21 protein-coding genes are annotated in these 19,288 nt (G+C 63.8%); 9 read left to right on the plus strand and 12 right to left on the minus strand.

Annotated elements, in window-relative coordinates; all coding sequences use genetic code 11:
* Positions 1-62: 62 nt before the first annotated feature.
* Positions 63-1,316, minus strand: coding sequence for an aspartate kinase (locus tag NKI64_RS00970; RefSeq protein ID WP_023707556.1), 1,254 nt, complete (start codon positions 1,314-1,316; stop codon positions 63-65).
* A 245-nt stretch (positions 1,317-1,561) separates the two neighbouring features.
* On the opposite strand from NKI64_RS00970, the gene NKI64_RS00975 reads away from it, so the two are divergent.
* The 4 genes from NKI64_RS00975 (at position 1,562) to NKI64_RS00990 (ending at position 4,892) form a co-directional block, all read left to right on the plus strand.
* Complete coding sequence (locus NKI64_RS00975; protein WP_023731038.1) at positions 1,562-3,403, plus strand: CHASE3 domain-containing protein; 1,842 nt, start codon at positions 1,562-1,564, stop codon at positions 3,401-3,403.
* The gene (locus NKI64_RS00980) at positions 3,400-3,699 is read left to right on the plus strand and encodes an antibiotic biosynthesis monooxygenase family protein (protein WP_352666209.1); all 300 of its coding nucleotides are present in this window, start codon (positions 3,400-3,402) and stop codon (positions 3,697-3,699) included. The genes NKI64_RS00975 and NKI64_RS00980 overlap by 4 nt, the downstream gene beginning before the upstream one ends.
* An 85-nt stretch (positions 3,700-3,784) precedes the next feature.
* Positions 3,785-4,534 carry a bifunctional 2-polyprenyl-6-hydroxyphenol methylase/3-demethylubiquinol 3-O-methyltransferase UbiG gene (gene ubiG / locus NKI64_RS00985; protein ID WP_023672976.1) on the plus strand — a complete coding sequence of 250 codons (750 nt, stop codon included), beginning with the start codon at positions 3,785-3,787 and terminating at the stop codon, positions 4,532-4,534.
* 25 nt (positions 4,535-4,559) lie between these two features.
* Complete coding sequence (locus tag NKI64_RS00990; protein ID WP_023693995.1) at positions 4,560-4,892, plus strand: MmcQ/YjbR family DNA-binding protein; 333 nt, start codon at positions 4,560-4,562, stop codon at positions 4,890-4,892.
* Between the two features lie 87 nt (positions 4,893-4,979).
* Here NKI64_RS00990 and NKI64_RS00995 read toward each other — a convergent pair whose 3' ends face one another.
* Complete coding sequence (locus NKI64_RS00995) at positions 4,980-5,870, minus strand: DMT family transporter (RefSeq protein ID WP_023693996.1); 891 nt, start codon at positions 5,868-5,870, stop codon at positions 4,980-4,982.
* 101 nt (positions 5,871-5,971) lie between these two features.
* On the opposite strand from NKI64_RS00995, the gene NKI64_RS01000 reads away from it, so the two are divergent.
* Entirely contained in the window at positions 5,972-6,457 is a 486-nt protein-coding gene (locus tag NKI64_RS01000) for a MarR family winged helix-turn-helix transcriptional regulator (protein ID WP_023672979.1), read from the plus strand.
* 4 nt (positions 6,458-6,461) lie between these two features.
* Here the strand turns inward: NKI64_RS01000 and NKI64_RS01005 are convergent, their stop codons facing one another.
* The 4 genes from NKI64_RS01005 to NKI64_RS01020 all read right to left on the minus strand — a co-directional run bounded on the left by NKI64_RS01005 (position 6,462) and on the right by NKI64_RS01020 (position 8,926).
* Complete coding sequence (locus NKI64_RS01005; RefSeq protein ID WP_023672980.1) at positions 6,462-6,887, minus strand: DUF1178 family protein; 426 nt, start codon at positions 6,885-6,887, stop codon at positions 6,462-6,464.
* Positions 6,884-7,750, minus strand: coding sequence for a carbon-nitrogen hydrolase family protein (locus tag NKI64_RS01010; RefSeq protein ID WP_023693997.1), 867 nt, complete (start codon positions 7,748-7,750; stop codon positions 6,884-6,886). Before NKI64_RS01010 ends, NKI64_RS01005 begins: the two co-directional genes overlap by 4 nt.
* 86 nt (positions 7,751-7,836) lie before the next feature.
* A complete protein-coding gene (grxC, locus tag NKI64_RS01015) occupies positions 7,837-8,118 on the minus strand; it encodes a glutaredoxin 3 (protein ID WP_023672982.1) in 282 nt (93 codons plus the stop codon).
* Between the two features lie 22 nt (positions 8,119-8,140).
* Positions 8,141-8,926 (minus strand): ComF family protein, encoded by a 786-nt coding sequence (locus tag NKI64_RS01020; protein WP_196813620.1) that lies wholly within the window; start codon positions 8,924-8,926, stop codon positions 8,141-8,143.
* A gap of 72 nt (positions 8,927-8,998) precedes the next feature.
* Here NKI64_RS01020 and NKI64_RS01025 point away from each other — a divergent pair, with 72 nt between their 5' ends.
* Positions 8,999-9,871 (plus strand): methyltransferase domain-containing protein, encoded by an 873-nt coding sequence (locus NKI64_RS01025; RefSeq protein ID WP_023733657.1) that lies wholly within the window; start codon positions 8,999-9,001, stop codon positions 9,869-9,871.
* Between the two features lie 12 nt (positions 9,872-9,883).
* Here NKI64_RS01025 and NKI64_RS01030 read toward each other — a convergent pair whose 3' ends face one another.
* The 5 genes from NKI64_RS01030 to argJ form a co-directional block, all read right to left on the minus strand.
* Positions 9,884-10,066 (minus strand): Flp family type IVb pilin, encoded by a 183-nt coding sequence (locus NKI64_RS01030; protein WP_023672984.1) that lies wholly within the window; start codon positions 10,064-10,066, stop codon positions 9,884-9,886.
* Between the two features lie 127 nt (positions 10,067-10,193).
* Complete coding sequence (locus NKI64_RS01035; protein ID WP_023686679.1) at positions 10,194-10,502, minus strand: hypothetical protein; 309 nt, start codon at positions 10,500-10,502, stop codon at positions 10,194-10,196.
* Positions 10,503-10,599: 97 nt separating this feature from the next.
* The gene (mutT, locus tag NKI64_RS01040; protein ID WP_023685791.1) at positions 10,600-11,016 is read right to left on the minus strand and encodes an 8-oxo-dGTP diphosphatase MutT; all 417 of its coding nucleotides are present in this window, start codon (positions 11,014-11,016) and stop codon (positions 10,600-10,602) included.
* On the minus strand, positions 11,013-11,762 hold the full coding sequence (locus tag NKI64_RS01045) for a GNAT family N-acetyltransferase (RefSeq protein ID WP_023713717.1): 750 nt from the start codon (positions 11,760-11,762) through the stop codon (positions 11,013-11,015). Before NKI64_RS01045 ends, mutT begins: the two co-directional genes overlap by 4 nt.
* A 28-nt stretch (positions 11,763-11,790) precedes the next feature.
* The gene (gene argJ, locus NKI64_RS01050; RefSeq protein ID WP_023672988.1) at positions 11,791-13,032 is read right to left on the minus strand and encodes a bifunctional glutamate N-acetyltransferase/amino-acid acetyltransferase ArgJ; all 1,242 of its coding nucleotides are present in this window, start codon (positions 13,030-13,032) and stop codon (positions 11,791-11,793) included.
* Between the two features lie 115 nt (positions 13,033-13,147).
* Between argJ and NKI64_RS01055 the strand changes: the two genes are divergently transcribed.
* Entirely contained in the window at positions 13,148-14,428 is a 1,281-nt protein-coding gene (locus NKI64_RS01055) for a caspase family protein (RefSeq protein ID WP_245264077.1), read from the plus strand.
* Positions 14,429-14,540: 112 nt separating this feature from the next.
* Positions 14,541-15,128 (plus strand): TetR/AcrR family transcriptional regulator, encoded by a 588-nt coding sequence (locus NKI64_RS01060; RefSeq protein ID WP_023701426.1) that lies wholly within the window; start codon positions 14,541-14,543, stop codon positions 15,126-15,128.
* 46 nt (positions 15,129-15,174) lie between these two features.
* On the opposite strand, the gene NKI64_RS01065 is transcribed toward NKI64_RS01060, so the two are convergent.
* Positions 15,175-16,095 (minus strand): peptidylprolyl isomerase, encoded by a 921-nt coding sequence (locus NKI64_RS01065; RefSeq protein ID WP_352666213.1) that lies wholly within the window; start codon positions 16,093-16,095, stop codon positions 15,175-15,177.
* Positions 16,096-16,338: 243 nt separating this feature from the next.
* Here NKI64_RS01065 and secA point away from each other — a divergent pair, with 243 nt between their 5' ends.
* A complete protein-coding gene (gene secA / locus NKI64_RS01070) occupies positions 16,339-19,071 on the plus strand; it encodes a preprotein translocase subunit SecA (RefSeq protein ID WP_023672992.1) in 2,733 nt (910 codons plus the stop codon).
* Positions 19,072-19,288: the final 217 nt, after the last annotated feature.

Consider the following 19,288-nt stretch of genomic DNA (forward strand, 5'->3'; position numbering starts at 1 on the left):
CATTTTGCCCGCCGCAGTTTCCACTGCCACCGGCGCACACGCAACAACTCAAATCGCTCTCGCTACTGCTTATCCAGACCGTACACGGAATGCAAAGTGCGAACCGCGAGTTCCGTGTAGGGACCGTCGATCAGTATCGAAATCTTGATCTCGGAGGTGGTGATGGCGCGGATGTTGATCGCCTTGTCGGCCAGCGCCTTGAAAGCGGTGGCGGCCACACCGGCATGGCTGCGCATGCCGATGCCGATGACCGAAACCTTCGACATGCCGGCTTCCGACTGCACCACGTCATAGCCGATCGAAGCCTTCAGACGCTCCAGCACGGCCAGCGCCTTGTCCACGTCGCCGGACGGCACGGTGAAGGTCATGTCGGTGAACTTGCCGTCCTCTGAGATGTTCTGGACGATCATGTCGACATTGATGTTGGCCTCGGCCAGCGGGCCGAAAATGCCGGCGGCAACGCCCGGGCGGTCGCCAACGCGGCGCAGAGAAATCTGCGCTTCGTCCTTGGCGTAGGCAATTCCGGTGACGACCTGCTGTTCCACGATCTCTTCCTCGTCGCAAATAAGCGTTCCCGGAGGATTGAGCAAATCCCCCATTCCGGGCGCATCGGGATCGTCGAAGGACGACCGCACGAACGTACGCACCCTGTGCACCATGGCAAGCTCGACCGAGCGCACCTGCAAGACCTTGGCGCCGAGCGAGGCCATTTCGAGCATTTCCTCGAACGAAATCTTGCTGAGCCGCCGCGCCTTCGGCTCGATCCGCGGATCGGTGGTGTAGACGCCGTCGACATCGGTGTAGATGTCGCAGCGGTCGGCCTTGACCGCCGCGGCAATGGCCACCGCGCTTGTGTCGGAGCCGCCGCGGCCGAGCGTGGCGATGCGGTTGTCCGGGCCGATGCCCTGGAAGCCGGCGACGACAGCCACCTGGCCCTCGCCGAAGCGCTTGATCAGGAACGCGCCGTCAATTTCGAGGATGCGCGCCGCGCCATGCGCGTTGTCGGTCTTGATCGGGATCTGCCAGCCCTGCCAGGAGCGGGCATGGACGCCCATATTCTGCAGTGTGATCGCCAGCAGGCCGGCAGTCACCTGCTCGCCCGAGGCGACCACGGCGTCATACTCGCGCGCGTCGTGCATGGGCGAGGCTTCGCGCGTCCAGCCAACCAGTTCATTGGTCTTGCCCGCCATCGCCGAAACCACGACAGCGACCTCATGGCCGGCATCGACCTCGCGTTTGACGTGACGCGCCACATTGCGGATGCGGGCGATGTCGGCGACGGAGGTTCCGCCGAATTTCATCACGATGCGCGCCATGGAAGCGAAATGCCTTTGACTGAAGCCGGCCCAGGACCGAAAGGGGAAGTAAGCGCTCGACAGAAGCCGGCCGCTGAATGCGCGCCTCCTTAGCCAAATGATGACGGTTTCGCAAGGCTGGCGGCGGATGCCGGCTTCAGGATCGCGGCATATTGCGTTCGGCCCCGCCGCCGCTTACCAAATGCTGCCCGCGGGAAACTCCTTTTGGTCCGGCATATCGAATGATTGTTCGCCTTCGACGCGCCATGCGGTGGCAATCGCTGCCGCTGTTCATCGGCTTCGCCGTGCTGGCGTTGATCGTCGGCACACGCGCCGTGCTGGTCGAGACCCAGAGAGCCAATCGTGAGGCCGCGCGCGAGGCGGTCGAGTATCAGGAATTGCTTTCCGGTTTGCTTGCCATGGCTCAGGAGGCCGAGACCAGCCAGCGCGGCTATCTCCTGACCGGCGAGAAATCCTACCTCCAGCCTTATCGGCAGGCGGTCGACGCCATTCCGGGCCAGCTTGCGCGCATCGACGGCATGACCGCGCCGGACGACGAACTCGTGCAGCAGATCAACCACGTCAAGGACGCGCTTTCACAAAACCAGGCCGAATTGGCTGAGACGATTGCACTCTACGATCGCGGCGATGCGGCAAAAGCTCTGGAACTGGTCCGCAGCGGCCAGGGCAAGGCCGCCATGGACCAGATCCGGGCCAGCATGGACACGATCCGGCGCATTGGCGGCGCAGCCATCGCCGCGCGCGACGCTCATACCGACCGGGTCGAAAACTGGCTGCGAATCGGCTCGATAGCGGCGCTGCTGGCGATCTTCCTGCTTGGCGCCTACACGGTTCGCCTTTCGCGCCGCCGGTTCCGCGCAGTGGCCATCGCCCAGGAAGAGCTGATGCGCAAGAACATCGAGCTCGGCAACGAAATCCAGACGCGTGAAAAGGCCGAATCACAGATCCGCCAGATGCAGAAGATGGAGGCTGTGGGCCAGCTGACCGGCGGTATCGCCCACGATTTCAACAACATGCTGGCGGTGATCATCAGCGCCATGAACCTCGCCCAGCGCAAGCTGACGCGGGGCGAGCACGACATCATGAAATTCATCGAAGCGGCGACCGATGCGGCGACCCGGGCCGCAAACTTGACGTCACGGCTGCTTGCCTTCTCGCGCCAGCAGCCGCTCGCGCCTCAGGTTGTAGACGCCAATCGTCTGGTCGCCGGCATGTCGGACCTGCTTCGGCGGGCGCTCGGCGAAACCATCCGCATCGAAACCGTGCTGGCTGGCGGCCTGTGGAAGACCCATGCCGATCCGAGCCAGCTCGAAAATGCCATTCTCAACCTGGCGGTCAATGCGCGCGACGCCATGGGCGAGGACGGCAAGATGACCATCGAGACCGCCAACAGCCACCTCGACGAGGGCTACGCCGCCACCCATGCCGAGGTCAAAGCCGGCCAGTATGTAATGATTGCGGTCAGCGACACCGGCGCCGGCATGCCGGCGGACGTCATGGAGCGGGCTTTCGAGCCATTTTTCACCACCAAGCCAGTCGACAAGGGCACCGGCCTCGGGCTGAGCCAAGTGTTCGGCTTCGTCAAACAGTCCGGCGGACACGTCAAGATTTACTCGGAACCCGGCCAAGGCACCACGATCAGGATCTACCTGCCGCGCTTCTTCGGCCCGGAAGAGGCCGCCATATCTTCGGAACGAGCCGGAAATCCTGCCGTGCCGGTCACCGAAACCATCCTTGTCGTGGAGGACGATCCACGCGTGCGGGCTTCCACCACGGATGCCATGCGCGAACTCGGCTACACCGTCATTCATGCCACAAGCGGCCAGGAAGCGCTGGAAAAGCTGGGCGACAACCCTGGTGTGGCGCTCATGTTCACCGATATCGTCATGCCGGTGATGAATGGCCGCAAGCTCGCCGAGGAGGCGCTGGCGCGCATGCCGAAGCTGAAGGTGATCTTCACCACCGGCTTCACCAGGAACGCCGTCGTCCACAATGGCGTGCTCGACCATGACGTGCATTTCCTGGCCAAGCCCTTCACCATCGAGCAGCTGGCGGCGAAATTGCGCGACGTGCTGGACGCAAAATGACCGAGGCCCTGGAAATCGTCACCTTTCGCCTCAAGCCTGGAGCGGAAGCGGGCTTTGCCGCCGTCAACAACCTGGTCGCCGACTGGCTGGCGCGGCAACCTGGTTTCGTAAACCGCTGCCTGGCGCGGCGGGACGATGGCAGCTGGGTCGATGTCGTGCGCTGGCGAAGTCGCGAGCAGGCTCTCGCCGCCGCCGGCCGCATCATCGCCGAGATCGGCGATTGCGAAGCGATGCGGGCCATCGATCCCGCGAGTGTTGAGATGGGACATGCGGCGATTGTGATCTCGAGGCCCTAGGTCGACTTGCCAGCAGTCGCATAAAACCGGCCTTGACTTTCTTGCCCCGGCACCCGACTTCCTAGCGTCCGAGGAGACCCGCCCCATGCCAGAGGCCCGACGATCGACAATCGATGCCGGAGAAGTGGAACGCTTTTCCGCGCTTGCCGCCGAATGGTGGAACCCGAACGGCAAATTCCGTCCGCTGCACAAATTCAACCCGGTCCGGCTGGCCTATATCCGGGACCAGGTGGCGGCGCGCTTCGGCCGCGATCCGCGGGCGGCGCGGCCGTTCGAAGGCCTGCGTTTCCTCGATATCGGCTGCGGTGGTGGGTTATTGTGCGAGCCGATGGCAAGGCTTGGAGCCGAAGTGGTCGGCGCCGACGCCTCGGCAACCAACATCGAGGTGGCGAAGCTGCACGCGGCCGAAGGCGGCGTGACGGTGGATTATCGCGCTACGACCGCTGAGGATTTGGCCGATTCCGGCGAGAAATTCGACGTCGTCCTCAACATGGAAGTCGTCGAGCATGTTGCCGATGTCGACCTGTTCATCGGCAAGTGCGGCGAGATGGTCAAGCCCGGCGGCATCATGTTCGTCGCCACCATCAACCGCACGCTGAAGGCACTGGGCCTGGCCATCATCGGCGCCGAATATGTGCTGCGCTGGCTGCCGCGCGGCACCCACCAGTTCGGCAAGCTGGTGCGGCCCGAAGAGCTTGAAAAGGCGCTCGGCAGCGCCGCCATGACCATCATCGACCGCACCGGCGTGACCTACAATCCTCTCGCCGACCGCTGGGCACGCTCCAAGGACATGGACGTCAACTATATGGTGCTGGCGGAAAAACGATCGGTCTGAACGAAAGGGGGCGGCCGTGGACACTATGAGGGCCCGAGAGCTGGCGCTCGATCTTCCCGAAACGGTCGAGCAATCGCATTTCGGCAAGGCTGACTTCCGCGTCCGCAACCGTATCTTCGTCTCGCTGCCCGAAGCCGACCGTGCTGTCGTCAAGCTCGACCGCGACCAGCAAGAGATGATGGCCGCGGCTGAGCCATCGGTTTTCAGGCCCGTGACAGGCGGCTGGGGCCAAAAGGGATGGACGTCGATCATGCTCGAAGCCTGCGACGAACAGACATTCCGCAGCGCCGTTCGGACGGCCTGGCGAAACGTCGTCCCGCCGGCGCTACGGAAGCGCCTCGACGCGAGCCAAATTTAAGCTTGAGCAGTTCGAGCAAAGTGTGAAGCGGTTTTCCCGGGAAAAGCGCATAGCGCTTTGCCTAGGGAATTGCGTAAACCAAAGACCCTATGCCTTCTGGCTCTGCGCCTTGGTGGTGATGATCACGCCGATGGTGATGATCACCGCGCCGGCCCAGGTCAGCAACTGGTAGTGCTCGCCGAGGAAGATGGTTCCGGCAAACAGGCCGACGGCCGCCGCCACATAGCCGATCTGGCTGAGATAGACCGGACCGCCCACGGCCTGCAGCCGGAAGAAGAAGGCAAACATCGCCGAGGCCGAAGCGACTTGCGCCACGACAACCAGCGGCACGGCCCTGAGCGGGGCGAAAGCGCCGACGCCGAACAGCGCGAGAATGCCGATCAGCAGCAGCGTCGCCGAGGCCAGGTGGCTGCCGACGGCCAGTTCGATCGGACCGGTGCCTTCGGGCCAGTCGACGGTGCGATAGATATTGCCGGCGGCAAGGCTGACCGGGATCAAAAGTCCGACCAGCACCCAGTAGACATCGGCCGGCTGGCCGGCCTCGCCGCGCGTCACCGCCACCATGACGGCGCCGATGAAGCCGACGGCGATACCAATACTGCCGAGCGTATTTGGCCGTCGAACGCCGAGCAGGATCGAAAACACCAGTGTGATGACCGGCGACAGCGTGAACATGATGCCGGTATAGCCGGCGCCGAGATGCGGGATAGCCGAAAACATCAGCAGATTGGGCACGGCGTAGGACACGGCGGCGGTGATGAAGAAATAGCGCAGTCTGTGCGAGGTGAGCCGCATGCGCTCGCCGTTCGCGAGCAACGCGCACAGCAGCACGCCCCCGGCGCCGAACGAGATGACGAAGGCCCAGACCATGGCCGGAACGCCGGCAGCCGTCGCCAGCTTGCCGAACGGCAAGGTCAGGCCGAGCAGGCCGCCGGTGACGACCAGCAGGCCAAGCGCCGATTCCCAGAGAAATTTCATCGGATGGTCCCGTCACTCACTTGCGGCACTGGGTCGAAACTGTATCTTGAGGTAGCATACCACAAAGATTCTTAACGTCAAGATACTTAGCGGTGAGACAAATGGATCGCGCGGCAAAGGCGGTGGAGCAATGGAAGCGGGAACGGCCGGACCTGGAGGTGTCGCCAATGCTGGTGCTTGGGCGGCTGAACGAAGCCTCGTCGCTAATCGCCCGCGAGCGCCTCGCCCCGCTGTTTGCCCGTTTCGGACTGCAGGCCGGCGAATTCGATGTGCTGGCGACGCTGCGCCGCTCCGGCCAGCCCTACGCGCTGACACCGACCGCTCTATACGAGGCGACGATGGTGACCTCTGGGGCCATGACCAACCGGCTCGACCGGCTTGAGAAGGCCGGACTGATCCTGCGCGGCCCGCACCCCAACGACCGGCGTGGCATTGTCGTGCAACTGACCGAAAAAGGTCTGGCCTTGATCGACGAAGCCCTGACCGCCCACGTCGCCAACGAGCATGAAATCCTCGCCGGGCTCACCGGCACGGAGCGGGGGGCACTGGCTCAGTTGCTTGGCAAATTGATCGATAGCGCCAGCTGATCGCTCAATTGCGCTCCTCGGGAAAACTCGGGATCGGCATGAAATCGATGCCATCCTCGGCCAAGCTCTTGGCTTCGTCCAACGTCGCCTCGCCATAGATGCCGCGCGCATCGCTCTCGCCGAAATGGATCTTGCGCGCTTCCTCGGCAAACTTGTCGCCGACATAGTCGGCATTCTCGCGCACCTTCTCGGCCATCGCCTTCAGTTGCGCCAAAGCCTGCTTCTGGGTTTCGCCCATGGCCAGCGCAATTGTTTCCTGCTTCCGCGCGGTGGAGACGGCTGGCGCCATCAGCGCCTTTTGCACCTTGTGCGAGCCGCAGCTCGGGCAATCGACGAAGCCGCGCTTCTTCTGCGTGTCGAAATCGTCATTGCTGCGAAACCAGCCCTCGAATTCGTGCTCGTGCTCGCAGATCAGGGCAAAGCGGATCACGAAGCCGCGCCCCTGAGCCGCGGCGCTTCCACTGCGCCGGCATTGACGGCAAAATCACGCGCGTTCTTGAGATTGGGGATTTTCTTACGCGCGGCCGACGACTGCGCCGTGTCGATCTCGGCGATGATCACCTCCGGATCGTCATGGTCGGCCTCGGCGATGATGCGACCCCATGGGTCGACGATCAGCGAATGGCCATAGGTTTCGCGGCCATCCTCATGCAGGCCACCTTGTGCTGCAGCAACCACATAGGCGCCGTTCTCGATGGCACGGGCTCGCAGCAGCACATGCCAGTGCGCTTCGCCGGTCTGGCGAGTGAAGGCGGCAGGCACCGACAAGAGGTCGGCGCCGGCCATCGCCTCGGCGCGGAACAGCTGTGGAAAGCGTAGATCGTAGCAGACGGCAAAGCCCAGCCTGGCGCCGTCGATCTCGGTGACGACCGCTTCGGTGCCCGGCTCATAGGCGGCGGATTCGCGCCAGCTTTCGCCATTGTCGAGATCGACGTCGAACATGTGGATCTTGTCGTAGGTGGCGAGCGTCGCGCCGTCCGGCCCAAACAGCAGCGCCCGGTTGGCGAGCTTGCCGTCGGCGCGCAGGATGGCGGTAGAGCCAATATGCAAGAAGACGCCGAGTTCGCTGGCGAGCTTGCGCGCGGTCGCCACGACGATGTCCTTGTCTTCCGAGGTGAAGGAAGCAGCCCTGGCTTCCTTGTCGCGGATCAGCGCACCGGTCATTTCCGGGGTCTGGATGTAGGTTGCACCGAGGCCTGCCGCCTCGCGCACCAGCCGTTCGAGATCGATCGCGTTGCGCTCAGGGCTCTCGCCCGAACGCATCTGGATCGCCGCCGCCTTGAAAACACCCATCGTCACGTCCTCTTTGAGCAATTCCAGGAAAAGTGTGTAACGGTTTTCCGTCCGGAATTGCGTAAAAACAAAGACATAGAGCGGCGCTACGAACCGCTCTTTGTCGTCGAGCCGTTGGCAAGCAGCCTATCCAGCTGCCCCCGTGCCTCCAATTCGTGGAGGTCGTCGGAGCCGCCGACATGCGTGTCGCCGATGAAAATCTGCGGAAAGGTCGAGCGGCCATGCGCCCGCGAAATCATTTCCTGGCGCAATTCCGGCGAAAACGAAGCGTCATGCTCGGTGTAGGCGACGCCCTTGCGGTCGAGCAACCGCTTGGCCGCCGCGCAATAGCCGCACATCATACGGGTGTAAATCGTCACATCGAGCATCGGTCCGTGCCTTTCCTTGACCTTATATAGTCGCGGACTCGTCGGCCCGAAAGTCCCCCGGCAGGACACGCGCAAAGGTCAGCACATCGACCGCTCCGGCGCCGCCCTTCTTCAGCGCCTTGGCGACCGAGCGCACGGTAGCGCCGGTGGTGTAGACATCGTCGACCAGAAGCACGCGGCGCCCAGTGATCTCGATTTCGGCTTCCGCAGGCACACGGAAGGCGGCGCGCACATTGTCCTCTCGCTCCTGCCGCTCCAGCCCGACCTGCTGGCGCGTGAGCTTGACGCGCCGGACCGCCGAGGGCGAGAAAGGCAGCCCGCTAAGCTGCGCAACCGCCCTTGCCAACTCCGCCGACTGGTTGAACTGCCGCCGAAAGAAGCGCCGCCAGTGCAGCGGCACCGGTACGACGACATCGGCGTCTGCAATTACCTCAGCGCCGGCGCGCAGCATCCAGCGCGCCATCCACGGCGCCAGATCGGTGCGATCCTGGTATTTCAGACCTTGCACCATCTGGCGGGCGACACCTGAATAGGCCACGGCCGCCCGCGCCCGCTCGAACGGCGGCGGATCGGCGATCGCCTCGGCCGACAGGAATCCCTCGCCCATATCGTGCGTGAATGGCGTGCCCATCACCGCGCACCATGGCCGCTCCAGCAGCCTGAGTTTCGGCCAGCAGGCACCACACAAAACGCCGGGTTGCGAGACGTGCCTGCGACAGCCGGCACAGACCGGCGGGAACAGCATCCGCGCCGGCCAGTCCAACATGGCCAGTTTCAACATGGTTTGAGCGAGGCTCTTGATCTCCATCACCGGATCGGCCACGTGGTTTTGTCGTCCGCGCCAGGATATCACTAGACAGACAAACAGGGATGTCTACCGTTGCAGCCGATCATCGATACTGAACTTTGGCTGGTGCGCAAGCGCAGGGCGCTGGCCCACCCCGTAGCCGGCGCGGATTTTCTGATGCGGCGGGCGGCGGAAGACCTTGCCGACCGGCTCGGCGCGGTCGAGCGGAAATTCGGCAAGGCCGCGGTGCTGTTTTGCCAGACGCCGGACGCAACGGACGTGGTCGCTGCAAGCGGCAAGGCAGCGGAGATCGTGCGCGTCGAGGCAGATCCAGCGTTTCTGGACGGCCGGCCAGGGCTGATAGCACCGCTGGAAACAGTGCCGTTCCAGCCGGAAAGCCTCGACCTCGTCGTTTCACTTCTGTCGTTGCAGGCGATGAACGACATTCCCGGCATGCTGGTGCAGATCCGCCGCGCTCTGCGGCCCGACGGGCTTTTCCTCGGCGCCTTTGCCGGCGCCGGCACGCTTTCCGAATTGCGCGAAAGCCTGCTCGCCGCCGAGACCGAACTCTATGGCGGCGCCAGCCCGCGTGTCATCCCCTTCACCGATGTTCGCGACGCCGGCGCACTGCTGCAGCGCGCCGGACTGGCGCTGCCGGTGGCCGACGTCGAAACGGTGACCGTCCGCTACGATACCCTCTTCGACCTCATTGCAGATCTCAGGGCGATGGGCGAAACCAGCGCGCTGACCGATCGCAGCCGGCGACCGGGAGCGCGAAAGCTTTTTACCCGTGCCGCCGAAATCTATGCCGAACGCTTTTCGGACGCTGATGGCCGCATCAGGGCAAGCTTTTCCATCGTCTGGATGTCGGGCTGGGCGCCCGATGCCTCGCAGCAAAAGCCCTTGAAACCGGGTTCGGCGAAGGTCTCGCTGAAGACGATACTGGAAAACCCCGGCGGGCGGTGACGGCGCTCCGGATCAGTGCTCGGCGAAGGCGTTTGCGAGCCTGCTGTTGTTGTCGCTGAACAGAAACTGGATCGCATTGCTGGCCTTGCCGACACCCCCGACGATGGCAAGCGACAGCACCGCAACGATCAGGCCATATTCAATGGCCGTGGCGCCTGTTTCGTCCTGCAAAAATCGGCGCAGCAATGGCTTCATGATCGTCGATCCCTCTCATCCCCGACCATATCGCCGACCTGTTAAGAAAGGTTAACGGCACAAGCTTAACAGGCTGTGAAATGGGCCTGCGTTGAGGAAGTTCTCAAGCTGGTGTCGACCTTGTTGGTCAGCAGTCGCCGCTGCGTTGGCCGTCGGCGCGGATGATGCAGACTGAGTTCGGTGAGGGCTGCAGCACGCTTCTGCGCAGCGTATAGGTGGCCCGCGAGCCGATCGAACCCGTGCTCATCGGGTCGAGACCGCCTGCAAGAGCATCGCGGCTGGACGATCGCGTCTGGTTGTCCAGCACGGGGACCGCGATCAGCGCCAGCGCCACTGCGGCCGAGCCGAACAACAGCGTGACGCGCAATAAGCCGACGCCGGCGGCGCGAAAGCTGCGATCTGGCCGGATCGAGTCCCATTCCCTGTCGAGGCTCATGCAATCGCTCCCCGCGAACCCGCTTTGCCGCAATTTTTCACGACGAGATAAATCTTCCATTAACGCTGGCTAGATCAGACCGCGAAATGGCTTTGTATCACAACAGGTCGATGAGGAACTGGATTAGCGGCGCGTCGGCCGGCGGCATGGGATAGTCGCGCATCTGCTTTGGCCGCACCCATTTCAACGCCTGCCCTTCCCTGGGCTGCGCGATGCCGCGGAAGCGGCGGCAGACGAACAGGGGCATCAGGAGATGGAAATCATCATAGGAATGGCTGGCGAAGGTGAGCGGCGCCAGGCAAGGAATGTCAGTCTCGATGCCGATTTCTTCCTGCAGTTCGCGGATCAGGCATTGTTCCGGCGTCTCGCCTGGCTCTACCTTGCCGCCGGGAAATTCCCACAGGCCGGCAAGCTGTTTGCCCTCGGGCCGCTGCGCCAGAAGCACCCGCCCATCGGTATCGACCAGCGCGCACGCGGCGACCAGCAGCAGGCGTTTGCCGGTGATCTCGCTCATGCGCCCGGCGGCCGGCGATAGTGGTAGCGATAGACTTCGTCGAAGCCCAGTGAGCGATAGAGCGCCAGCGCCGGCGCATTGCCGGCCTCGACCTGCAGCCAGGCTTCGCGAGCGCCACGCAGCCTCGCCCACTTCAGCGCCGACAGGATCAGGTTGCGGCCATGGCCCTGATTGCGCGCCGACTTGGCGGTGGCGATCTCGAACAGACCGGCAAGATCGCCGTCATGGACGCAGATCAGCACCGCCAGAGGGTCGGCCCCTTCCTCCAGCGCAAACAGCCCGACTTCGGGTTGGATAGCGCCGATGATTTCCGAAAGACCGGGCCGCAGCGATGCATCCGAGCCGCTGACCTTGAGCGACGCGCCGAGAAAGCGGCTGATATCCTTCAGCGGAATCTGGTCCATGGCCGGCGCCAGTTGCGCGTCCGCCAGCGGCAGCCGCATCACCAGGGATTCGTCGAATGTGCTCCAGCCCTCATTGTCGAGATGCTTGGCTAGGTCCGGCCCCGACAGCGGCGAGATGCGGAAGGTCAGCGGCCTGCCATAGGCGTCGAAGCGCCGGCTGGCGCGGCCGATGCGCTCGGCAATGTGCTGGGTGTCGCCGGGATCGAGCGGGTTGACCGAGTTCAGCCGCTTGGCCGGATGGCCGGCTGTCAGCCGCACCACCCAGGTGCCGTCATAATGCACGGCCGCCGCCGGCCAGGCGCGAAAACCCGCCGCCTCGTAGCGGCGCACGATGGCCAGCATGCTTGCCGGATGCCTGGAAGCCAACCCATCAACTCCGGTAATCGCCATTGATGGCGACATATTCCTTGGTGAGGTCGCAGGTCCACACCGTCGCCTTGCCGCGGCCGATACCGATATCGGCGCGGATGCGAATGTCGTCGCGCTTCATATAGGCCGAGGTCGCTTCCTCGGAGTAGCCCGGGTCGCGTTCGCCCTCATGCGCCAGACGGTTGTCGCCGAACCAGATCGACAGCCGGTCGCGATCGGCCGGCTCGCCGGCCTTGCCGACGGCCATGACGACGCGGCCCCAATTGGCGTCCTCGCCGGCAACCGCCGTCTTGACCAGCGGCGAATTGGCGATGGACAGCGCGATGCGCTTGGCCGAGCGCGCCGATTTGGCGCCGGTAACGGTGACTTCGACCTGCTTGCGGGCGCCCTCGCCGTCGCGCACCACTTGCAGCGCCAGCGATTTGAGCACCTTGCCCAGCGCCCGGCGGAAGGCGCCGAGACGGGCATCCTTGGGATCGCTGATGGCGGGCGCGCCGCGCTTGGCAGCGGCTCCGGTGGCGAACAACAGCAGCGTGTCGCTGGTCGAGGTGTCGCTGTCGACGGTGACGGCGTTGAAGGTCTTGGCCGTGCCGCGCGACAACAAGTCCTGCAGCACGGGGGCGGCGATCGGCGCATCGGTGGCGATGAAGGACAGCATAGTCGCCATATCGGGCGCGATCATGCCGGCGCCCTTGGAGATGCCATTGATGATGACGTCGGTGTCGCCGAGCTTGACCGTCGCTGTCGCCACTTTCGGATAGGTGTCGGTGGTCATGATGGCCTTTGCCGCCTCGGTCCACAGATCCGGCTTGCCGTCCTTGACCAGTCCGGCGAGCAAATGGCTGAATTTGGTGGTGTCGAGCGGCTCGCCGATTACCCCGGTGGAAGCGAGGAACACTTCGCCTGGCGTGCAGCCTGCGGCCTTGGCCGCGGCCTCGCCGGTCAGTTGGGTGGAGGCGCGGCCCTTCTTGCCGGTGAACGCGTTGGCGTTGCCGGAATTGACGACCAGCACCCGCGCCTTGCCGGCGCCAAGGTTCTCGCGGCAGAAGTCGACCGGTGCCGAGGGGCATTTCGACTTCGTGAACACGCCGGCAACCGCTGTGCCGGCATCGAAGACCATGGCCAAGAGGTCGGTACGGTTCTTGTACTTGATCCCGGCCTCGGCGGTGGCGATGCGCACGCCCTCGATGGCAGGCATTTTGGGATATTTCTTCGGCGCGAGCGGCGAAATCGTTGCGGACATTGGAGACCTCTGGCGAGGGAAAAACGCTGGGCGAAGGCCGGTTTGCCCGATAGCACGGCCCGGCGCAAGGGCGTTTTCTTGGCCGCCGCTGTCGGCAAGCCACCAGGGATTAAGCTTGCATTTCAAATCCGTTGGCGTCACCGGGGCCTCTGGCGTTATGATATCGGCCATGGGCAGGCTGGTGATCTTGGCGGTGGCGTATATGGGGCTTTTGCTCCTAAGCGCCGATGCGCAGCCGGAACGGCGCGTGGCGCTGGTCATCGGCAATGGCACCTATGCCGAAGCCGGCACGCTCACCAATCCGGTCAACGATGCCCTCGATATTGCCGGCAAGCTGCGCTCGATCGGCTTCGACGTCATCGAGGGCAACGATCTCGGCAAGCGCGAACTCGAGCGCAAGATCGGCGAATTTTCCGACGCGCTGGAAGGTGCGGGCGTCGGGCTTTTCTATTACGCCGGCCACGGCCTGCAGGTGGAAGGGCGCAACTACATCGTGCCGGTCGACGCCCGGCTCGACATGCCGGTCAAGCTGCAGCTCGAAGCCGTGCCGATCGACGAAGTCCTCGATATCATGGAGCAGCAGACCAAGGTCAGCCTGGTCTTCCTCGACGCCTGCCGCAACAATCCCTTTGCCCGCAGCCTGAGTCGCACCGCCACCACGCGCTCGGCAACGGCGCTTGCCGGTCTGGCGCAGTTCGATTCGACGCGCGGCTCCTTCATCGCCTTCTCGACGGCGCCAGGCGCTGTCGCCATGGACGGCACCGGGCGCAATTCGCCGTTCGCCGCCGCCCTGCTGCGGCACATGGCCGAGCCCGGCCAGAGCATCAACGACATGATGATCGCGGTGCGCCGCGACGTGGTTTCCGAAACCCGTGAGGGCCAGCGCCCATGGGAACAGGGCTCGCTGCTCGAACGGTTTGAGTTTGTGCCTGACGGTGTGGCTGCAGCGCCGCCGCCGGCCGTTGCGCCGGCGCAGTCCAGCCAGGTGGCAGCGCTCGAACGTTCCGTTGGCGACGACAAAACCGCGATCGAGAAATTTCTGCGCGACGCCTATCTTGCGCCCGATGCCGCGGCGATCGGCGAGACCGTCAAACGGCTCTATGCGCCTTCCGCCACCATCTTCGGCACGCGCTATGACAGCGACGCCGTCGTCAAGCTCAAGACGGACTGGTTCGCGCAATTTGCATCCTGGTCGTTCAATCTCGAGCCCGGCAGCCTCGAGGTGACGCCGCAGGGCGAGAACCGCGCCGAAGCCGTGTTCGCGATGAGCTATGACTATATGTCGAAAGACAAATCGGCGGCGCGCATGACCGGCAAGGCACGCGTCACGCTTGGGCTTGTGAAGAGCGACGGCCAATGGCGGATCGCCTCGGAAACCTCGCAAGCGATGAACTGAAATCCCCGCCAAGGGCGAATGTGAGACCTGTTTCTACACCGCTGGAAACGGGCCGTTTCGTTTGACTGCCAGCTAACCTATATTGTCTACGAAATTGCTGGCGAGGACAAATATGGGCGAGGATCCGGCGCGCAGATCGATTGGGGCGCGGCGCAATCCGGACAGCGCCGAGGCCATTCTCGAGGCCGCGGAGGCACTACTGGTCGAGGCCGGCTATGCCGGCTTCTCCATCGAGGCCGTCGCGCGGCGTGCCCGCGCCGGCAAACCCACGATCTATCGCTGGTGGCCGAGCAAGGCGGCCCTGCTGCTGGAGGTCTACAAGCGGCAAAAGCGTGTCGACGTCCCCGATACCGGCAGTCTCGAAGACGACCTCGTCGGTTTCCTGAGGAACCTCTTCGCGCATTGGCGCGACACATCCTCGGGCAGCGTATTCCGCTCGCTGATCGCCGAGGCCCAGTCGGACGAAGCGGCGGCCGCGGCCCTGACTGGCTATGCCGATGGGCGCGTGTCCCACACCGCTCGGATCATCGAGCGCGCCAAGGCGCGCGGCGAGGTTGCGGCCGATATCGACGCAGCGCTGGTCGCCGACCTCATCGCTTCCTATGCCTGGAAACACCTTTTGACCAACCGGCTGGACGAAGATGAGGCGACAATCCGTGCCACTGCCCGCTATGTGATGTCAGGCATCTCCCGCAATTGAAAAGGGCGCCGAACGGCGCCCTTTGCATGTTTTTTCGGTGCCGGCCTTACTTGCCGGCTTCCATCGTGTCGACGGCCTTCTTCAGATTGGCGTCGGGGATTTCGACCTTGGCGGCGCCGCGCAGCTGCTTGACCAGTGCGAAATACTTGTCGCGGATCACCGCCTGCTTGGCCTGGTCCTTGACGTCGTCGAAGGCCGGCGGCTGTTTGGTGCGCTTGTCCTCGAGCTTGATGACATGCCAGCCGAATTGCGTTTGCACCGGCTCCTTGGTGTATTTGCCGATTTCGAGCGCAACTGCCGCCTTGTCGAATTCCGGCACCATCTGCCCCGGGCCGAACCAGCCGAGATCACCGCCATTGGTCTTGCCCGAGGGATCGCTGGTATGCTCGTTGGCGAGCTTCTGGAAGTCTGCGCCGCCATCGAGCTGCTTGATGATCGCCTCGGCCTCTCCCTTCGTCTTCACGAGGATGTGACGGGCATGAATCTCATTGACCGGCGGCGTGCTGGCGATTTCCTGGTCGTAGCGGGCGCGCACCTCGGCATCGGTAACCTTGTCGACGACGCCCTTCTCGACCATCTCGCCATGCAGCGCGCGCTGCTGCAGGAACGCCATGCGGCGCTGGAATTCGGGATCCTTGTCGAGCCCGGTAGCGACCGCCTGGGCGGCCATGACGCGGATTTCGATGGCCGCCGAAAGGGCGGCGGCGCGGCGCTGCTCGGGTGGCAACTGCGAGAACTGCTGCGACAGCTCGCCCTCGGCAAGCCCAAGGTCCGCCTCGGTCAGCTTCTGGCCATTGACGGTAGCGATAACGGCGTTCGGATCGACGGGGGCTGCCGCCGGCGCTGCTGCGGCATCGGCCGGGGCGGGAGCGGCTTCCTGGGCCATCAGCGGAGACAGCGACAGGGCCGACAGGCCGAAAGCCAAGCCAAGGCTGGCGAGCGACGCACGGCGAAACAGTAAGGACATCAAGATTAACTCCAAGGGGGGATTGGTAGGCTTGCAGATCAGCCGGATTGTGGCGGAATTTGGCGCTGCCCATAGGGCTAACGCGGCGTTGACATCAGTTGAGCCCCCTCTTATCTGTCCAACGACTTTGCGTCCAGAACCGTTTTCCGGGCGCTTTTTGTGTTTGTCCGCGTTTCACGCGGAATTGATGGGGCCGGCCGGCGCTCATCTCAAAATTGAGAATTCTATCGAAAGGACCATCGGATGGTCAGTCTCGGCGGTCTCGCCCGTAAGGTTTTCGGTTCCTCCAACGATCGTCGCGTAAAATCGACCCGACCGCGTGTCGAGGCGATCAACGCCATGGAAAACGAGATGCGGGCGCTGTCCGACGCCGAGCTTCAGGCCCGCACGGAAAAATTCCGCCAGGATATCGCCAACGGCGCTACGCTCGATGACCTGCTGGTGCCGGCCTTCGCCACCGTCCGCGAGGCATCCCGCCGCGTGCTCGGCATGCGCCCGTTCGACGTGCAGCTGATCGGCGGCATGGTGCTGCACAATGGCGGCATCGCCGAAATGCGCACCGGCGAGGGCAAGACCCTGGTCGCCACCCTGCCCGTTTATCTCAACGCGCTTGCCGGCAAGGGCGTCCATGTCGTCACCGTCAACGACTATCTCGCCACCCGCGACTCCGAATGGATGGGCCGCGTCTACAAATTCCTCGGCCTCTCGGTCGGCGTCATCGTCCATGGCCTGTCCGACGAGGAGCGCCGCGTCGCCTACGCGTCCGATGTTACCTATGCCACGAACAACGAGCTCGGCTTCGACTATTTGCGCGACAACATGAAGTATGAGCGCGCGCAGATGGTGCAGCGCGGCCACAATTACGCGATCGTCGACGAAGTCGATTCCATCCTGGTCGACGAGGCGCGCACGCCGCTGATCATTTCCGGTCCGCTCGAAGACCGTTCAGAAATGTACAACACCATCGATGCCTTCATGCTGCAGCTCGGCCCAGCCGACTACGAGATCGACGAGAAGCAGAAGACCTCGATCTTCACCGAGGAAGGCACCGAGAAGCTGGAAAACCTGCTGCGCGCGGCCGGCCTGCTCAAGGGCGAGTCGCTCTATGACGTCGAGAACGTCGCCATCGTCCACCACGTCAACAACGCGCTGAAGGCGCACCGGCTGTTCCAGAAGGACAAGGACTACATCGTCCGCAACGACGAGATCGTCATCATCGACGAATTCACCGGCCGCATGATGCCGGGACGCCGCTATTCGGAAGGCCTGCACCAGGCGCTCGAAGCCAAGGAGCATGTCGCGATCCAGCCGGAAAACCAGACGCTGGCCTCCGTCACCTTCCAGAACTATTTCCGCCTCTACAAGAAGCTGTCCGGCATGACCGGCACGGCGCTGACCGAGGCCGAGGAGTTCGGCAACATTTACGGCCTCGAAGTCACCGAGATCCCGACCAATCTGCCGGTCATCCGCAAGGACGAGGACGACGAGGTCTACCGGACGGTCGAGGAGAAGTACAAGGCGATCGTCAAGGAGATCAAGGAAGCGCGCGCCAAGGGCCAGCCGACGCTGGTCGGCACCACCTCGATCGAGAAATCCGAGCAGTTGGCCGAGCGCCTGCGCAAGGAAGGGTTCAAGGATTTCGAAGTGCTGAACGCCCGCCATCACGAGCGCGAAGCGGCCATCGTCGCCCAGGCCGGCAAGCCCGGCGCCATCACCATCGCCACCAACATGGCGGGACGCGGCACCGACATCAAGCTCGGCGGCAACGCCGAGATGCGCATCGAGGACGAACTGGGCGACATGCCTGCTGGTCCCGAGCGAGAGGCGCGCGAAAAGGAAATCATTGCCGATGTCGAGCGCCTGAAGGAAAAGGCGCTGGCCGCCGGCGGCCTCTACGTGCTCGCCACCGAGCGCCATGAATCGCGCCGCATCGACAACCAGCTCCGCGGCCGCTCCGGCCGCCAGGGCGACCCCGGCCGTTCGAAATTCTTCCTGTCGCTGCAGGACGATCTGATGCGCATCTTCGGCTCCGAGCGCATGGACGGCATGCTGCAGAAGCTTGGCCTCAAGGAAGACGAGGCCATCATCCATCCGTGGATCAACAAGGCGCTGGAAAAGGCGCAGAAGAAGGTCGAAGCGCGCAACTTCGACATCCGCAAGAACCTGTTGAAATACGACGACGTCTCGAACGACCAGCGCAAGGTGGTGTTCGAGCAGCGCATCGAATTGATGGACGGCGAAGGCCTGTCCGAGACGATCGCCGAGATGCGCGAAGGCGTCATCGAGGAGATCGTCACCAAGAACATCCCCGAAAACGCCTATGCCGAGCAGTGGAACGTCGCCGGCCTCAAGGCCGAGGTCGCCGAATTCCTCAATCTCGACCTGCCGGTCGAGGACTGGGTCAAGGAAGAAGGCATTGCCGAGGACGACATCCGCGAGCGCCTGACCAAGGCCGCCGACGCCGCCGCCAAGGAGCGCGCCGAGCGCTTCGGCCCAGACGTGATGAGCTATGTCGAACGCTCGGTGGTGTTGCAGACGCTCGATCATCTGTGGCGCGAGCACATCGTCAACCTCGACCATCTGCGTTCGGTCGTCGGCTTCCGCGGCTACGCCCAGCGCGACCCGCTGCAGGAATACAAGAGCGAGGCGTTCGAGCTGTTCCAGGCGCTGCTCGGCAATCTGCGCCAGGCCGTCACCGCGCAATTGATGCGCGTCGAACTGGTCCGCCAGGCCGCCGAAGCGCCGCCGCCCGAAGCGCCTGAAATGTTCGGCAGCCACATTGACGGCACCACGGGCGAGGACGATTTCGAGGGTGGCGAGACCGCACTTCTGGTCCGCCAGGAGAGCAACGCCATCGTCGCTCCCGAAGACCGCGATCCGAACAACCAGGCGACCTGGGGCAAGATCGGCCGCAACGAAGCCTGCCCCTGCGGCTCCGGCAAGAAATACAAACACTGCCACGGCGCGTTCGCCTGATTTCGAAGGCTAGGTCGGCGGGACAGCACCCCCCTCTGGCCTGCCGGCCATCTCCCCCTCAAGGGGGGAGATCAGCAGCTTCGGCGCCGTAACTTCTTTCAATTTCGACAATTGGCGAAAGCCACAGTGACAGCCAATCTCCCCCCTTCAGGGGGAGATGTCCGGCAGGACAGAGGGGGGTGCGAAGGATCGCGACCTCTCGGTCCAACCCTCGTCA

The organism is Mesorhizobium sp. M0478 (assembly GCF_040321305.1).
GTDB lineage: Bacteria > Pseudomonadota > Alphaproteobacteria > Rhizobiales > Rhizobiaceae > Mesorhizobium.

Excerpts from the sequence above, each read along its gene's own strand:
- NKI64_RS00970 (WP_023707556.1), bottom strand. The coding sequence starts at position 1,316 with ATGGCGCGCATCGTGATGAAATTCGGCGGAACCTCCGTCGCCGACATC.
- NKI64_RS00975 (WP_023731038.1), top strand. The coding sequence starts at position 1,562 with ATGCGGTGGCAATCGCTGCCGCTGTTCATCGGCTTCGCCGTGCTGGCG.
- NKI64_RS00980 (WP_352666209.1), top strand. The coding sequence starts at position 3,400 with ATGACCGAGGCCCTGGAAATCGTCACCTTTCGCCTCAAGCCTGGAGCG.
- ubiG (WP_023672976.1), top strand. The coding sequence starts at position 3,785 with ATGCCAGAGGCCCGACGATCGACAATCGATGCCGGAGAAGTGGAACGC.
- NKI64_RS00990 (WP_023693995.1), top strand. The coding sequence starts at position 4,560 with ATGAGGGCCCGAGAGCTGGCGCTCGATCTTCCCGAAACGGTCGAGCAA.
- NKI64_RS00995 (WP_023693996.1), bottom strand. The coding sequence starts at position 5,870 with ATGAAATTTCTCTGGGAATCGGCGCTTGGCCTGCTGGTCGTCACCGGC.
- NKI64_RS01000 (WP_023672979.1), top strand. The coding sequence starts at position 5,972 with ATGGATCGCGCGGCAAAGGCGGTGGAGCAATGGAAGCGGGAACGGCCG.
- NKI64_RS01010 (WP_023693997.1), bottom strand. The coding sequence starts at position 7,750 with ATGGGTGTTTTCAAGGCGGCGGCGATCCAGATGCGTTCGGGCGAGAGC.
- grxC (WP_023672982.1), bottom strand. The coding sequence starts at position 8,118 with ATGCTCGATGTGACGATTTACACCCGTATGATGTGCGGCTATTGCGCG.
- NKI64_RS01020 (WP_196813620.1), bottom strand. The coding sequence starts at position 8,926 with ATGGAGATCAAGAGCCTCGCTCAAACCATGTTGAAACTGGCCATGTTG.
- NKI64_RS01030 (WP_023672984.1), bottom strand. The coding sequence starts at position 10,066 with ATGAAGCCATTGCTGCGCCGATTTTTGCAGGACGAAACAGGCGCCACG.
- NKI64_RS01035 (WP_023686679.1), bottom strand. The coding sequence starts at position 10,502 with ATGAGCCTCGACAGGGAATGGGACTCGATCCGGCCAGATCGCAGCTTT.
- mutT (WP_023685791.1), bottom strand. The coding sequence starts at position 11,016 with ATGAGCGAGATCACCGGCAAACGCCTGCTGCTGGTCGCCGCGTGCGCG.
- NKI64_RS01045 (WP_023713717.1), bottom strand. The coding sequence starts at position 11,762 with ATGCTGGCCATCGTGCGCCGCTACGAGGCGGCGGGTTTTCGCGCCTGG.
- argJ (WP_023672988.1), bottom strand. The coding sequence starts at position 13,032 with ATGTCCGCAACGATTTCGCCGCTCGCGCCGAAGAAATATCCCAAAATG.
- NKI64_RS01060 (WP_023701426.1), top strand. The coding sequence starts at position 14,541 with ATGGGCGAGGATCCGGCGCGCAGATCGATTGGGGCGCGGCGCAATCCG.
- NKI64_RS01065 (WP_352666213.1), bottom strand. The coding sequence starts at position 16,095 with ATGTCCTTACTGTTTCGCCGTGCGTCGCTCGCCAGCCTTGGCTTGGCT.
- secA (WP_023672992.1), top strand. The coding sequence starts at position 16,339 with ATGGTCAGTCTCGGCGGTCTCGCCCGTAAGGTTTTCGGTTCCTCCAAC.